Origin of the sequence: Lacticaseibacillus salsurae (assembly GCF_045862175.1) — a bacterium.
Classification (GTDB): domain Bacteria; phylum Bacillota; class Bacilli; order Lactobacillales; family Lactobacillaceae; genus Lacticaseibacillus; species Lacticaseibacillus salsurae.
In genome coordinates this window covers 56,575-70,367 of sequence record NZ_BAAFZI010000002.1, presented here as the reverse complement: position 1 = coordinate 70,367, position 13,793 = coordinate 56,575, and the positions used below count along the sequence as shown (strand labels likewise).

The 13,793-nt window shown below is 50.1% G+C and carries 13 protein-coding genes; 12 read left to right on the top strand and 1 reads right to left on the bottom strand.

The window, feature by feature from the left end; genetic code table 11:
* Positions 1-4 precede the first annotated feature (4 nt).
* The 3 genes from ACKTSG_RS01560 (at position 5) to recN (ending at position 3,059) form a co-directional block, all read left to right on the top strand.
* Complete coding sequence (locus tag ACKTSG_RS01560) at positions 5-829, top strand: TlyA family RNA methyltransferase (RefSeq protein WP_407891279.1); 825 nt, start codon at positions 5-7, stop codon at positions 827-829.
* A gap of 63 nt (positions 830-892) precedes the next feature.
* Positions 893-1,345 (top strand): arginine repressor, encoded by a 453-nt coding sequence (locus tag ACKTSG_RS01555; RefSeq protein WP_407891277.1) that lies wholly within the window; start codon positions 893-895, stop codon positions 1,343-1,345.
* A 4-nt stretch (positions 1,346-1,349) separates the two neighbouring features.
* Complete coding sequence (gene recN / locus ACKTSG_RS01550; RefSeq protein ID WP_407891275.1) at positions 1,350-3,059, top strand: DNA repair protein RecN; 1,710 nt, start codon at positions 1,350-1,352, stop codon at positions 3,057-3,059.
* 84 nt (positions 3,060-3,143) lie between these two features.
* Here recN and ACKTSG_RS01545 read toward each other — a convergent pair whose 3' ends face one another.
* On the bottom strand, positions 3,144-3,443 hold the full coding sequence (locus tag ACKTSG_RS01545; protein ID WP_407891273.1) for a hypothetical protein: 300 nt from the start codon (positions 3,441-3,443) through the stop codon (positions 3,144-3,146).
* Positions 3,444-3,539: 96 nt separating this feature from the next.
* Here ACKTSG_RS01545 and ACKTSG_RS01540 point away from each other — a divergent pair, with 96 nt between their 5' ends.
* The 9 genes from ACKTSG_RS01540 (at position 3,540) to pknB (ending at position 13,791) form a co-directional block, all read left to right on the top strand.
* On the top strand, positions 3,540-4,217 hold the full coding sequence (locus ACKTSG_RS01540) for a patatin-like phospholipase family protein (protein WP_407891271.1): 678 nt from the start codon (positions 3,540-3,542) through the stop codon (positions 4,215-4,217).
* A gap of 66 nt (positions 4,218-4,283) precedes the next feature.
* Positions 4,284-4,916, top strand: coding sequence for a guanylate kinase (gene gmk / locus ACKTSG_RS01535; protein ID WP_407891269.1), 633 nt, complete (start codon positions 4,284-4,286; stop codon positions 4,914-4,916).
* A gap of 11 nt (positions 4,917-4,927) precedes the next feature.
* Positions 4,928-5,167, top strand: a complete 240-nt coding sequence (gene rpoZ, locus ACKTSG_RS01530; RefSeq protein WP_054713760.1) for a DNA-directed RNA polymerase subunit omega — start codon at positions 4,928-4,930, stop codon at positions 5,165-5,167.
* 99 nt (positions 5,168-5,266) lie between these two features.
* Positions 5,267-6,454: a bifunctional phosphopantothenoylcysteine decarboxylase/phosphopantothenate--cysteine ligase CoaBC gene (coaBC, locus tag ACKTSG_RS01525; protein WP_407891267.1), complete on the top strand. Its 1,188-nt coding sequence runs from the start codon at positions 5,267-5,269 to the stop codon at positions 6,452-6,454.
* Between the two features lie 40 nt (positions 6,455-6,494).
* Positions 6,495-8,852, top strand: coding sequence for a primosomal protein N' (gene priA / locus ACKTSG_RS01520; RefSeq protein WP_407891393.1), 2,358 nt, complete (start codon positions 6,495-6,497; stop codon positions 8,850-8,852).
* A gap of 68 nt (positions 8,853-8,920) precedes the next feature.
* The gene (fmt, locus tag ACKTSG_RS01515) at positions 8,921-9,868 is read left to right on the top strand and encodes a methionyl-tRNA formyltransferase (protein ID WP_407891265.1); all 948 of its coding nucleotides are present in this window, start codon (positions 8,921-8,923) and stop codon (positions 9,866-9,868) included.
* A complete protein-coding gene (gene rsmB, locus ACKTSG_RS01510) occupies positions 9,855-11,198 on the top strand; it encodes a 16S rRNA (cytosine(967)-C(5))-methyltransferase RsmB (protein WP_407891263.1) in 1,344 nt (447 codons plus the stop codon). Before fmt ends, rsmB begins: the two co-directional genes overlap by 14 nt.
* A gap of 2 nt (positions 11,199-11,200) precedes the next feature.
* On the top strand, positions 11,201-11,944 hold the full coding sequence (locus ACKTSG_RS01505; RefSeq protein WP_407891261.1) for a Stp1/IreP family PP2C-type Ser/Thr phosphatase: 744 nt from the start codon (positions 11,201-11,203) through the stop codon (positions 11,942-11,944).
* On the top strand, positions 11,941-13,791 hold the full coding sequence (pknB, locus tag ACKTSG_RS01500; RefSeq protein WP_407891259.1) for a Stk1 family PASTA domain-containing Ser/Thr kinase: 1,851 nt from the start codon (positions 11,941-11,943) through the stop codon (positions 13,789-13,791). Before ACKTSG_RS01505 ends, pknB begins: the two co-directional genes overlap by 4 nt.
* Positions 13,792-13,793 lie beyond the last annotated feature (2 nt).

Here is a 13,793-nt window from a genome sequence, read left to right as displayed (position 1 = left end):
ATCCATGAGTAAAGAACGCATCGATGTCTTATTAGTAGAGCAAGGGTTGTTTTTATCCCGTGAGCAAGCCAAGCGGGCCGTGATGGCTGGTGAAGTGTATGACCAAAATAATGAACGCTTGGATAAGCCAGGGGTGAAGATCGCCGCTGACAGCATCTTACATGTCAAAGGCAAAACCATGCCTTATGTTTCACGAGGCGGCTTGAAATTAGCCAAAGCCTTGGATGTGTTTGACATCGACTTAACAGATCTGACGGTGTTGGATATCGGTGCGTCCACGGGTGGATTTACGGATGTGGCGTTGCAAGCTGGCGCCAAAATGTCTTATGCCTTAGATGTCGGCTACAACCAATTGGCTTGGAAATTGCGCGAAGATCCGCGGGTGAAAGTGATGGAGCGGGTGAACTTTCGGTATTCCAAGCCAGAAGATTTCACCGATGGCCCAGTCGAATTTGCCATGACGGATGTATCGTTTATTTCGTTAAAGCTGATCTTGCCGCCGTTGAAGTCGATTTTGATCCCAGGCGGTCATGCGGTGGCGTTGATCAAACCGCAATTTGAAGCCGGTCCGGCTAACGTCGGCAAAAAAGGCATCGTGCGTGACCCTGAAGTTCATCGCATGGTATTGAATATGATCGTTGACTTTGCGTTAAGTGCTGGTTTTAATGTGCTTGGGTTAGATTTTTCACCGATCAAAGGTGGCGAAGGCAACATTGAATTTTTGATCCATTTACAAAATGGGGATGTCACTGGGGTCCAAGCCGATTCAGTGAGTGTCGATGACACCTTGGCGTCAGCTTATGCTGAATTAAAGCCGAAGTTTCATTGAGTAGGCAAGCGAGGACTTTTGCGTTAAGCTTGTGATAACGATTTCAGTAAAGGTGGCCTTTTGATGCAAAAAAATGAACGACAAGCATACCTGAAACAATTGATCAAAGATCATGTCATTGAGCGCCAAAGTGATTTCGTCACGGCGCTTGAAGCTGACGGCGTGCCAGTGACACAAGCGACGATCTCACGGGACATCAAAGACATGCAATTGGTCAAAGTCCCTACCACTGGCGGCAGGTATCGTTACTCATTGCCACTGGAAAAACAACTATCACCTTTGGATAAATTGCATCGTACGTTGGCGGCGGCTTATCGCCATGGGGATCGGATGGATCAATTCGTCCATTTGGTGATGAACCCTGGGACGGCGCCGGCAGTGGGCAATTTGATCGATCAATTGCATGATCAGCGCATTTTTGCCACGATTGCTGGTGATGCGGCGATTTTGATCGTGTGTCGTGGGGCGGCGCAAGCCAAAGAAGTGTTGGAAATGATCGACGCAATGGTTGGGTGATGCGATGTTACAAGAATTGGTGATTCATGATTTTGCGATTATCGATCAATTGGAATTAAGCTTTGAAAATGGCATGACGGCGTTGACTGGGGAAACCGGCGCCGGCAAATCGATCATTATCGATGCGGTGAGCTTGCTGGCAGGCAGTCGTGGGCGCACTGATTTTGTGCGGACTGGCGCCGCTAAAGCAGAATTGCAAGGGTTGTTTGATGCGACCAGCAATCCTAAAACAGTCGCAGTGTTAAAACAATTTGACCTAGCTTCAGACGATGCCAGCGTGTTGTTGCAGCGCGACATTTATGCTTCTGGTCGCAATATTTGCCGGGTGAATGGCCATTTAGTGAACACCTCGACATTACGGGCAGTTGGCGAAACGTTAGTGGATATTCATGGGCAAAACGAGCATCAACAATTAGTCCATCCAGAATCGCATTTAGGCTTGTTGGATCAATTCGGCAATGAACAGTTGCAAAGCTTGCGTCACCAATACCAAAGCTTATATGCTACTTATCAACACACCGCTTCAGCCTTGCGCAAAAAGCAAGCGAATGAACAAGAATGGGCGCAGCGTTTGGATATGTTGCAATTTCAAGTCCAAGAGATCCAAAGCGCCAACTTGCAGCCTGATGAAGAAACCACGTTGATGGCAGAACGGGATCGTTTGGCCAATTTCCAGCGGATCTCAACGGCTTTAAATGCCTCAGCTGCAGCATTGTCAGATGAAGATGACGTCAATCCCATGGACCAAGTAGCCGAAGCGATGCGCAACATGCAAGAGATCGCGGATCTAGATCCCGCTTTTGCCAGCATTGCCAGTGAACTGGAATCGGCTTATTACACCTTACAAGATGTCCAAAGTGACTTGGCGCGGCAAGTTGACGATCAAACTTTTGACGAAGGGCGTTTAGATGAAATCGAAAAACGCTTGGAGTTATTCTTGCAGTTAGAGCGCAAATATGGCGACTCTTTGCCTAAAGTGATCGCTTATGGCCAAAAAGCCGCTGCGGAATTGGCGAATATGGAAGCCTTGGATGCCGACGCGTCTGATCTGGAAGCACAAGTGGCTAAACAACACGCCGAATTATTAGCCGTTGGCGCCAAGTTGACCAAAGCGCGCAAAACCACAGCCAAGGCGTTAGTTGACGCGATCCATCAACAGCTAGCGGCGTTATATATGGCCAAAACGATTTTTTCCGTGCAATTTACGCCAGTGCCCCATCAAGACGCGCGGCCAGACGGTTTGGATGTGGTGGAATTTTACATTCAAACCAACCCTGGTGAAGCGGCCAAACCCTTGGCCAAAATCGCCAGTGGCGGGGAATTGTCTCGGATCATGTTGGCATTAAAAACGATTTTTGCCAAATCTGATGGGGTCACCAGCATTATCTTCGATGAAGTGGATACTGGGGTTTCCGGACGGGTCGCGCAAGCTATCGCCAACAAGATCTCAACGATCGCCACGCATTCACAAGTGCTATGTATCACCCATTTGCCGCAAGTGGCGGCAATGAGCGATCATGAATACTTGATTCAAAAGCTGGTAGCCCATGGCCGTACCAAAACCACCGTGACGCCATTGACGCCAAAACGGCGCGTGGATGAAATCGCGCGGATGTTGGCTGGGGACACAGTCACTGAACTTGCGCTGGAGCATGCCAGTGAATTGTTAAAAATGGCAGCGACGACGCGACAGCAGTTGCGGCGATCACACTGAAAGGTCAGCCGGTGCTGATCTTTTTTGTTTGACTGCATATAAAAAACCGCCTTGAACTGATCTCAGTTCAAAGCGGCTGATTGTTTAAACGCGTTTGATGAAGCTCATTTGAGGCATGGACACCACGCGCACCAAGTTACTTTGGTAAGCTTGCAGCAAGAAGCGCTGCGCATCCAATTGGCGTGTGAAATGCCCGACGATCGCAGGAGAGTCATCTTTGAAAAACACCGCCACGCGGTAATGTCGCGTCAAGCTTTGGCTGGTGAACTGCTGCAATTGTGCAACAGGCATGGTCAACTTGGGTGCCTCTAAGGCAAAGAATTGCCGATATGACGCCATGAGATTGTGACGTACCATTTGAAAAGTTTGGGCTTTGTTTTCCATGATGACTCCTCCGAACGCTTGTTCTTAATGATTTCATTATACGAACACCCGTTCTAAAAAGCAAGCCTTGGCAAAAAATATTTTGGAGGTGATCACATGCCATTAGCGATCGTATTTGGTGGTGGCGGCGTTCGTGGCGCATTTCAAGCTGGTGTTTGGGCTGAAATCGGGCCAAAACTGCGTCCGGATTTTGTGATCGGCAGTTCGATCGGGGCGTTGAATGCTTGGGCCACCACGCGTTTGACGCCAGCACAATTAGCGCAGTGGTGGTTGGAGTTGGCGCCGACGCGGTTATGGCCCAGACAAACCAAGCCTTTAAGTGAATTGATCACCGCGATCTCAAAGCGACCTGTTTGTCAGCCTTGGCCGGCTTTGGCTGTGGCCACACGCTTGCCGATGCGCCGCGCGCATGTGGTGACATTGACGCCAGATAATGCGCACGATTGGTTGTTGGCAAGTACAGCGATGCCTGGTTGGTTTGCGCCACAAGTGATCGCACAAGAATACTTTGTCGATGGTGGCGTCGCCAATGATCTGCCTGTGGCCATCGCCAAAGACCTTGGGGCCACGCAGATCGTGGCGATTTCCGCTTTGGGTCTAGGGCCGACGCCACAGCTTGGAGAGACGCCAGTATTGACGCCGCCAAACCACACTGGGGCGATGTTTGATTTTGCCAAAAGTCATCGCCAAAGGCTACTTGAAGCCGGTGAGCGTGCCGGTGCGGCGTGGCTGACTAGCGCGCAGGCCCAGATGTTGCTTGCGTCAAGTTTTTAGCCTTTACAAATAAAGGGAAAAAGTGCAAAATAGACGGTAACACTATAGGATGAAAGAGGTTAAAGCATGCAAGAACGGGGAATGCTGATCGTGTTGTCTGGCCCAAGCGGGGTCGGCAAAGGGACAGTTCGGCAAGCCATGCTCGCAGGGGATTATCGAGACTTCCAATATTCGATCTCAATGACCACTCGCAAAATGCGACCAGGCGAAGTTGACGGCGTTGATTACTACTTCCGCACCAAGGAACAATTTGAACATGAAATCGCGACTGGTGGGATGCTTGAGTATGCGCAATATGTCGGCAACTATTACGGGACACCGTTGAAGTATGTGAACCAAACCTTGGATTCCGGCCGCGATGTGCTGTTGGAAATCGAAGTCAAAGGCGCCATGCAAGTTCGGGAAAAATGCCCAGATGGGGTGTTCATTTTCTTGACGCCGCCAGATCTGTCAGAACTCAAACATCGCTTGACTGGTCGCGGCACTGATTCTGCCGAAGTGATCGAAAAGCGCATCACGCAAGCTGCTGATGAGATCGCCATGATGGCCAACTATGATTACGCCGTGGTTAATGATAAAGTAGACCTAGCCGTTAAACGCATCGAACGCATTATCGAAAGCGAACATTTGCGGGTACCTCGGGTGATCGATCGCTATAAAGCGATGCTTGAAACTGATCCCATTTCTCAGTCCAAATAAGGAGTTCAATTATGATTATTTATCCTTCTATTGATAAGTTGTTAGACAAAGTGCCTTCTCGCTATAGTTTGGCCGTGTTAGCTGCTAAGCGGGCGCATGAACTTGAAAGCAACGGCATCAAAACGTTGCCGTCATACAAGTCCTTGAAAACTGTTGGCCAAGCCCTTGAAGAAGTGGCAGCTGGCGATGTGATCATCGATCCTGCATCTAAGCTCAAAGAACGTGACGCTGAAAAGTTGGATCACGAATAAAGCGATTTTGTGGCCGAGACCTTGTGTCTTGGCTTTTTTGTTTTTCCGCTAAAAGCGCAAGTGGGTTTGGTATAATACTTGAGAAAGGAAGTGGCAACGATGACGCATAAGCATATTGGGATTTTTGTCACTGGTGGGATCGCCGCCTATAAAGTCCCGAATCTGATTCGGATGTTGATCCGAGAAGGCCATGACGTGCAAGTGGCCATGACGCCAGCAGCCAAAGCGTTTGTGACCGCGGAGACTTTGGCGACTGTATCCAAGCATCCGGTATTGACTGATCAAAATGAATTTGCTGACGCCGCCCATGTCGCCCATGTGGCCATGGCGCAGTGGCTGGATCTAGCGTTGATCGTGCCTGCCACTGCCAATACCATCGCCAAGTTAGCTAACGGTTTGGCAGATAATGTGGTGACCACCACGTTATTGGCTTTTAACGGGCCAAAGCTAGTCGTACCGGCAATGAATGATCACATGTGGCAAAATGCGCAGACCCAAGCTAACATTGCCCATTTAAAAACCTTGGGGATGCAAGTTTTGCCGCCTGCTAGCGGCTTTTTGGCGGAAGGCTATCAAGGTGTCGGCCGCATGCCAGATGAAGCCGTGATTGCCTTATTTGTTGAAACTTATCAGCCTGAAGCGTTGTTAACTGGACAACGCGTCGTGATCACAGCCGGTGGGACCAAAGAACAAATCGACCCGGTGCGCTACATTGGCAATGAATCCTCAGGTAAAATGGGCACAGCTTTAGCCAATGTCGCCAGTGCGTTAGGCGCCAAAGTCGAATTGATCACCACCGCCAAGCTGGTGACCTTGCCTAGTGTGCAAGTGACGACGGTACGCACAGCCAAGCAAATGCAACAAGCAGTGCTGGCTAGTTTTGCGCAAAGTGATGTGGTGATCATGGCCGCTGCCGTCGCTGATTATCATGTGCTGGCCCCAAGTGACCACAAACTTAAAAAAACTTCTGCTGACTCTGGTTTGACCCTTGAGTTAGCGCAAAATCCAGATATTTTAAAAACGCTTGGCGAAACCAAGACCCATCAATTCGTGGTCGGTTTTGCGGCAGAAACTGATGATCTCTTGCAACATGCCCAAGTTAAACTGGCCAACAAACATGTGGATCTACTAGTGGCCAATCGCGTCGGTGCCGGCGTTGGGTTCAACCAAGACACCAATGCCGTGTGGTTGTTGCAACCCGGCCAAGCGCCGATTTCTGTGCCAAGCGCCGCGAAATCCGTCATTGCAAAAAAAATTTTGACCACGATTCAACAGCTTAGGGGGTGAGTGGGTGCAAATTGCAAAAGTGATCGTTGATGTGCCGACGATGCAAACGGATCGCCCATTTGATTATGCGATTCCAGAGGCGTTAGTCGACACGATCCAGCCTGGTATGCGGGTGTGGGTCGGCTTTGGCAAAGGATCACGCAAATTAATGGGCATGGTAGTCGCATTATCCGATCATGCTGAGTTTAGTGGCGACTTAAAACCGATCTTAGCCATTTTAGATGCGGCGCCAGTCCTTGATGCGGAGTTATTGCGCTTATCCAAATGGCTAGCTGAAACCACCTTTGCTTTTTGGATCACTTGTGTGCAAACCATGTTGCCTGCAGCGCTTAAAGCTGCCGCTGACAAATGGCTGCATCCGCGCACACCAGCTGGGCGTGCCTTGATCCCTGAAGCCCAAGCACTTGATGAACTGCCGCAAGCGGCCTTGGCGCCAGTACTAAAAGCAGTGCAACACGGTGATCTGGAAGTGGAATATCGCTTACACGACCGCGCCAAGGTGAAAACCATCCCACATATCGTTCCGGCAAAAACTGTCGCAGAATATGCTGAGATCAAAAGCACTTTAAAGGGCAACGCCAAACAACAGGCGCACTTACTGGACCGCTTGAGCCAGTGGCAAGCCAGCAATCAGACGCCAGCGATCCCAGAGGTGAAACAAGAGATCCCGCGCAGCCAGATCACTGCCGCGGCGAAAAAAGGCTGGTTGACCTTAGCAAAACAAGAAATCTATCGCGATCCTTATCCTCAAATGCAAGGCCAAATCCTGACCACCGCTAAAACCTTGACCAAGGCGCAACAGACCGTGGTCGATACGATCAATCAAGCAGTGGTTGCACATGAGTCGAATACCTTTTTGCTAGAAGGGGTGACGGGGTCAGGTAAAACCGAAGTCTATTTGCAGATCATCGCCCAAGCCTTGCAACAAGGCAAAACGGCTTTGATGTTAGTGCCTGAGATCGCCTTGACGCCGCAAATGGTCAAACGCGTGCGCGGGCGGTTCGGGCAGCGCGTGGCAGTATTGCACTCAGGTTTATCCAGTGGTGAGAAGTTTGATGAATGGCGTCGCATCCAGCGACATGAAGCGCAAGTGGTGGTAGGCGCACGATCAGCAGTTTTTGCGCCATTAACGGATATCGGGGTGTTCATTATTGATGAAGAACATGAATCCAGTTATAAACAAGCTGATGCGCCACGGTATCATGCCCGCGACGTGGTCTTGCATCGCGCCCAAACCATGCATGCCCCAGTGGTTCTAGGATCGGCGACCCCAAGTTTGGAATCGCGCGCTCGAGCTGAAAAAGGCGTTTATACGCGCTTAGTTTTGCCGCAACGCATCAACCAACAGCCGCTACCGCCAGTGCATTTGATCGATATGCGCCAAGCGTATCAAGAAGGCGGGCGCGATGATTTCTCCAAACCGTTATTAGACGCTTTGCAAAAGCGGCTTGATCGCCATGAACAAAGCGTTTTATTGTTAAATAAGCGTGGGTTTTCCAGTTTTGTGATGTGTCGTGAATGTGGCTATAAGGTGCAATGTCCCAACTGTGATATTTCTTTAACGCTGCATATGGATTCTCACACCTTGAAATGCCATTATTGCGGCCATGAAGAGCCGATCCCCACAGTTTGTCCGAATTGTGGCTCTAAAAAGATCCGCTACTATGGCACTGGCACGGAAAAAGTAGCCGCTAGCTTGAATCAGCTGCTTCCTCAAGCACGGGTGTTGCGCATGGATGTTGACACCACTCGCAAAAAAGGCAGTCATGCCAAGTTGTTGAAGCAATTTGGCCAACATCAAGCAGATATTTTGCTAGGCACGCAAATGATCGCCAAAGGGTTGGATTTTCCTGATGTCACCTTAGTCGGGGTGATCAACGCCGACACGGCATTGGGCTTGCCAGATTTTCGTGCTGGCGAGCGCACTTTTCAGCTGTTGACGCAAGTGTCAGGGCGTGCTGGGCGCGCGGATAAACCTGGCGAAGTGTTTATTCAAACGTTCAACCCGGAACATTATGCGATTCAATATGCCACCAAACAAGATTATGAAGGCTTTTTCTATGCGGAAATGGCCATCCGCCATCGCGGTGATTACCCGCCGTATTACTTCACCATGAAGCTCACGGTCAGCCATCCTGATGAAGCTCAAGCGGCTAAAGCCATCTACCGCTTGGCGGCACAACTCAAGCCGGTATTGTCCGCCACCGCCCAAGTGTTGGGACCGACGCCTGGCGCCATTGCGCGATTGAAAAAACGTTATTATTATCAAATGGTGATCAAATATAAACGCGAGCCGCAATTAAACGCAGCACTGGCTAAGATCTTAGATGAAACCCAAGCCAGTGTGAAAAATGGGTTTCAAGTGGCCATTGATCCAGAGCCGCAATCATTTATGTAACCGGCTAAGGCGCTGACGTGATCACACATCACGACGCGAAAAACGGTATACTAAACTTGGAGGATTCTATGACATCTGTAATTTTTTTAGGGACACCCGAATTTGCGGTGCCGATTTTAACTGCCTTAAATTCAAACTATGACGTTCAGCTCGTGATCACCCAACCTGATCGCAAAGTTGGGCGCAAGCAAGTGTTGCACCAAAGCCCAGTGAAACAAGCTGCCATTAAGCTTGGGCTGCCAGTGTTGCAACCTGAAAAGCTTTCCGGCAGCCCAGAGTTGGATCAAGCCATCGCCCTTGCACCTGATTTGTTGATCACCGCGGCTTATGGGCAATTTTTGCCGACGAAGTTTTTAAACGCCGCCAAAATCGCCGCGTTGAACGTGCATGGCTCGCTGTTGCCGAAATATCGCGGCGGCGCGCCGATCCAGTATGCCTTGATCAATGGGGATGACGAAACTGGTGTCACCATTATGGAAATGGTCAAAGCCATGGATGCTGGGGACATGTATGCGCAAAGCCGCTTACCGTTGACGCGCGCTGATGACGCCGGGACTGTGTTTGACAAGCTCAGCGTGATGGGTCGCGATCTATTGATGCAAACGCTGCCGCAAATTATTGCGGGTACTGCCACCAAAACGCCTCAAGACCCAGATCAGGTCACTTTTTCCCCGACGTTGACCAAAGCGCAAGAACACTTGGATATCAACTTGTCAGCGACGCAATTGGACCAATGGGTACGCGGGTTGCGGCCGGCAGTTGGCGGTTGGGTACAGTTAAATGGGGTGCGCACGAAATTATGGGCGATCACTCCTTTAGCTGATACGACCGATCAACCGGCTGGCACGGTGGTATTGCGCGAAAAGAAACAATTACATGTCGCTGCCGGTTTTGGCACAGTGTTTGCTATTGACCGCTTGCAACCGGCAGGCAAAGCGATCCAGCCGATCGCGGCATTTTTAAATGGCGCTGGCAAACAGATTACACAAGGAGATCAAATCATTGGTGAAGCCTAATCCCCGCGATCTTGCGGTGACTGTATTAGAAAAAGTCGAAAAACAAGGCAGTTATTCTAACTTGACCTTAGATGCCACCTTAAAGAAATACACGTTAGATCCACGCGATGCGCATTTGTTGACCAATATCGTGTATGGGGTGATCCAACATCGCATGACGCTTGATTTTTATTTGGCGCCTTTTGTTGGTGACCGCAAGCTCGATGCATGGGTGCGCGTCTTATTGCAAGGTGCAGTCTACCAAATGGTGTATTTAGACAAAGTGCCAGAACGGGCGATTTTTTATGATGCCACGGAAATTGCCAAACGTCGTGGCAAGCTTGGTGTGGCCAAGTTTGTGACGGCGATTTTGCGTCATATCCAGCGCCAAGGGGTGCCGAGCTTAGATACCATCCAAGATCCTACTGAACGCTTAAGTGTTGAATCGTCAACGCCGCGGTGGTTGGTGGACTTGTTGATCCATGAACAAGGTTTGGAAAAAACCCAAAGTATTTTAAGTGTGATCAACCAACCGGCTAATGCGTCGATCCGCGTCAATTCGCAAAAGCATACCGTCGCAGAACTGCAAGCGCAGTTAGTGGACCGTTTCCCTGATATCGCCCCATCAAAAGTTGCGCCTGCTGGATTGGTGGCGCCAGGGGGCTATTTAGCTGGCGCGCCTGAATTTCAATACGGCATGTTCACCATGCAAGATGAGTCATCGATGCTGGTGGCGCCGTCTATGGGCATAAAGCCTGATTTTCAAGTGCTGGATGCTTGTGCCGCTCCTGGTGGTAAAACCACCCATATCGCCGAATACTTAGACGCGCAAGCAGGCGGCAAAGTGGTGGCACTGGACTTGCATCCCCATAAAGTCAAGCTCATTGCCCAAAATGCCTCACGCTTAGGGTTGGCCGACCGTGTGGAAGCTTGGGCCATGGATGCGCGCGACGCGAAAGAGACGTTTGCCCCAGCCAGCTTTGATCGCGTCTTAGTGGATGCGCCATGTTCTGGCTTGGGCTTGATCCGGCGCAAACCTGAGATCAAATATGAAAAAAAGCCTGAAGATCTCGAACATTTGCCTGAGATCCAAAGTGCGATCTTAGCCAGCGTGGCTGGGTTAGTCAAAGTCGGCGGCCGTTTGACTTATAGCACTTGCACCATGGCCAAAGCCGAAAATCAACAGGTGGTGGCCACATTTTTAGCCGCACACCCAGAATTTGAACAAGTGCCAACGCCAGGGCTTGAGCGTTTAACCAAAGCGCACAGTGCGCCAGCGTTGCAACTGTTCCCAGATGATTATGACACTGATGGCTTTTTCATCGCCACGTTGGCCCGTCTTGAGGAGTAAGCATGGAATACGCATATCGGACAGATATCGGACGCAGGCGTCCGAATAATGAAGATTATGTCGGCGTGTTTGCCAATCAGCAAGCCGTCACTTTGGCGATTGTTGCTGACGGCATGGGTGGCCATCTCGGCGGGGATGTCGCCAGCGAAATGGCTGTGTCCCATATCGGCTACGCATTTGAAAAAACTGCCGACACGAATATTGAAACCATCGTGCGGTGGCTAGTATTTGAGTTGCAACAAGAAAACAGCTTGATCTTGGAAAAAGCGCAAAAATATACCGATCTTTCTGGGATGGGCACAACGTTAGTGGCAGTGATCATTTCCGGCTCGCGCTTTGTGGTGGCCAACATCGGTGATTCTCGTGGGTATTTATACCGTCACAACCACTTGGTACAAATCACTGAAGACCATTCACTGGTCAATGAACTGGTGAAAAACGGAGAGTTGACCGAAGAAGAAGCGTTACGGTTCCCACAACGTAATGTGATCACTCGTTCTTTAGGTGTGTCTGACGATGTCGATGCTGATGTCACGATCTATGATATGGAATATGATGACTATTTGTTGTTGTGTTCTGATGGGTTGACCAATCAAGTGCCAGATGCCGACTTGGCCAAAATTTTGGCGCAAGCTGTTCCTTTAGGCGTCAAAGCCCAAATGATGATCGATCAAGCCAATGCGGCTGGTGGTCCAGATAATATCACCGCGTTGATCATCCACCAAGATTGGAGGCGAGCGCAATGATCGAGCCAGGCTATACGTTAAATGAACGCTATCAATTAAAGCAAACCTTAGGCGAAGGCGGCATGGCCAATGTCTACTTAGCCCGTGACTTGATCTTAGACCGCGATGTCGCGGTGAAAGTGCTGCGCTTGGATATGCAAAATGATCCTGATGCGGCTCGGCGCTTCCAGCGTGAAGCGATGGCCACAAGCGAATTGGTCCATCCTAATATCGTGTCGATCTACGATGTCGGCGAAGCCCATGGCCAACAATATTTGGTGATGGAATATGTGCCAGGTTCTGATCTGAAAAAATACATCGTTGAACATTTTCCGATCCCGTATCAACGCGTGATCGAGATCATGGGGCAGATCTTATCAGCAGTGGAAGTGGCCCATGATCATCACATTATCCACCGTGATTTAAAGCCGCAAAATATTTTGATCGATCGCGACGGTAATGCCAAGATCTCGGATTTTGGTATTGCGGTGGCGTTATCGGATAATTCAATGACCCAAACCAACTCGCTATTAGGGTCGGTGCATTACTTATCGCCAGAACAAGCACGCGGTGGCATGCCAACGCGCCAAAGTGATATTTACGCGCTAGGGATCATTTTATTTGAAATGCTGACTGGCACCGTGCCTTTTGAAGGGGATTCGGCAGTTTCCATCGCTTTGAAGCATTTTCAAGAAGCGATGCCTTCAGTGCGCCAATTTGATCCGCGAATTCCTCAAGCGTTGGAGAATGTGGTGTTAAAAGCCACTGCCAAAAATCCCAACAATCGCTATTCGTCAGCAGATGCGATGAATTCAGATCTTAAAACCGCGTTGTCACCGGCACGGGCACATGAAGCCAAATTCGTCCCGAATGCAGAAGATGATTTGGATGAAACCAAAGTCTTGCCTGTAATCGACCAAACTCAAGCGGCAAAACCAGCGGCTAAAGCTGAAAAGCCGGCGACACCGGTGAAACCACCTGCCAAACTAAAGTCGCGTTGGGCCTGGTTGAAAACCCGCTGGCCGTTTATTGCGGCAGCTGTGGCGGTGGCACTGATCGTCATCGGCATCGTAGTGGCCTTGTCTGGCGGCAATAATGACGTCACGGTCCCTGATCTGCGCGGCATGTCGCAATCGCAAGCGGAATCGGCGTTACAAAACGCCAACTTGAAGCTTGGCCAAATTGCCAAAGCCCATTCTGACAGTGTCGATAAAAACCGCATTATTTCCAGCGACCCGACCCAACAAGCGGAAGTCGCGGCAGATAGTTCAGTGGATATCGTGTTATCTAGCGGCCCAAAGCGCTTTACGTTGGATGATTACACCGGTGAAACATACAATGATGTGGCCAAGGACCTGCGCAAAAAAGGCTTCACGGTGCATCAAGTCAAAGAAGCTAGCACTGCCGTGGCCAAAGGCGAGATCTTAGATCAAGATGTCAAAGCAGGCAAGAAAGTGGTGCCGTCTAACACCACGATCATTTTCACCGTTTCTAAAGGCGATCCGAACACTGATAGCAACCCATCGATGCCACCAGATCAACAAACTGCTAGCTCCCAGCCAAACGACACCTCTAGCTCAGCAACTAGCAGCCATCCTGACGAGCAAACTTCTAGCGGCATCAGCATTCCAGCAGTCACTGGCCAAGATGAAGCTACCGCTAGCGCCGCCTTACAAGCAGCCGGTTTAGGGGTATCGTCTCAGCAACAAGCTTCAGAATCTGTGGCCAAAGGGCAAGTGATCTCGCAAAGCCCAGCAGCTGGCAGTTCTGCCAGTCACGGTGATTCCGTCACGATCATTGTGTCCAGCGGTCCAGCGGCTTCAGCGTCAAGTTCAAGTTCCTCAAGCAGCACCACCACACAGGAGTAAAC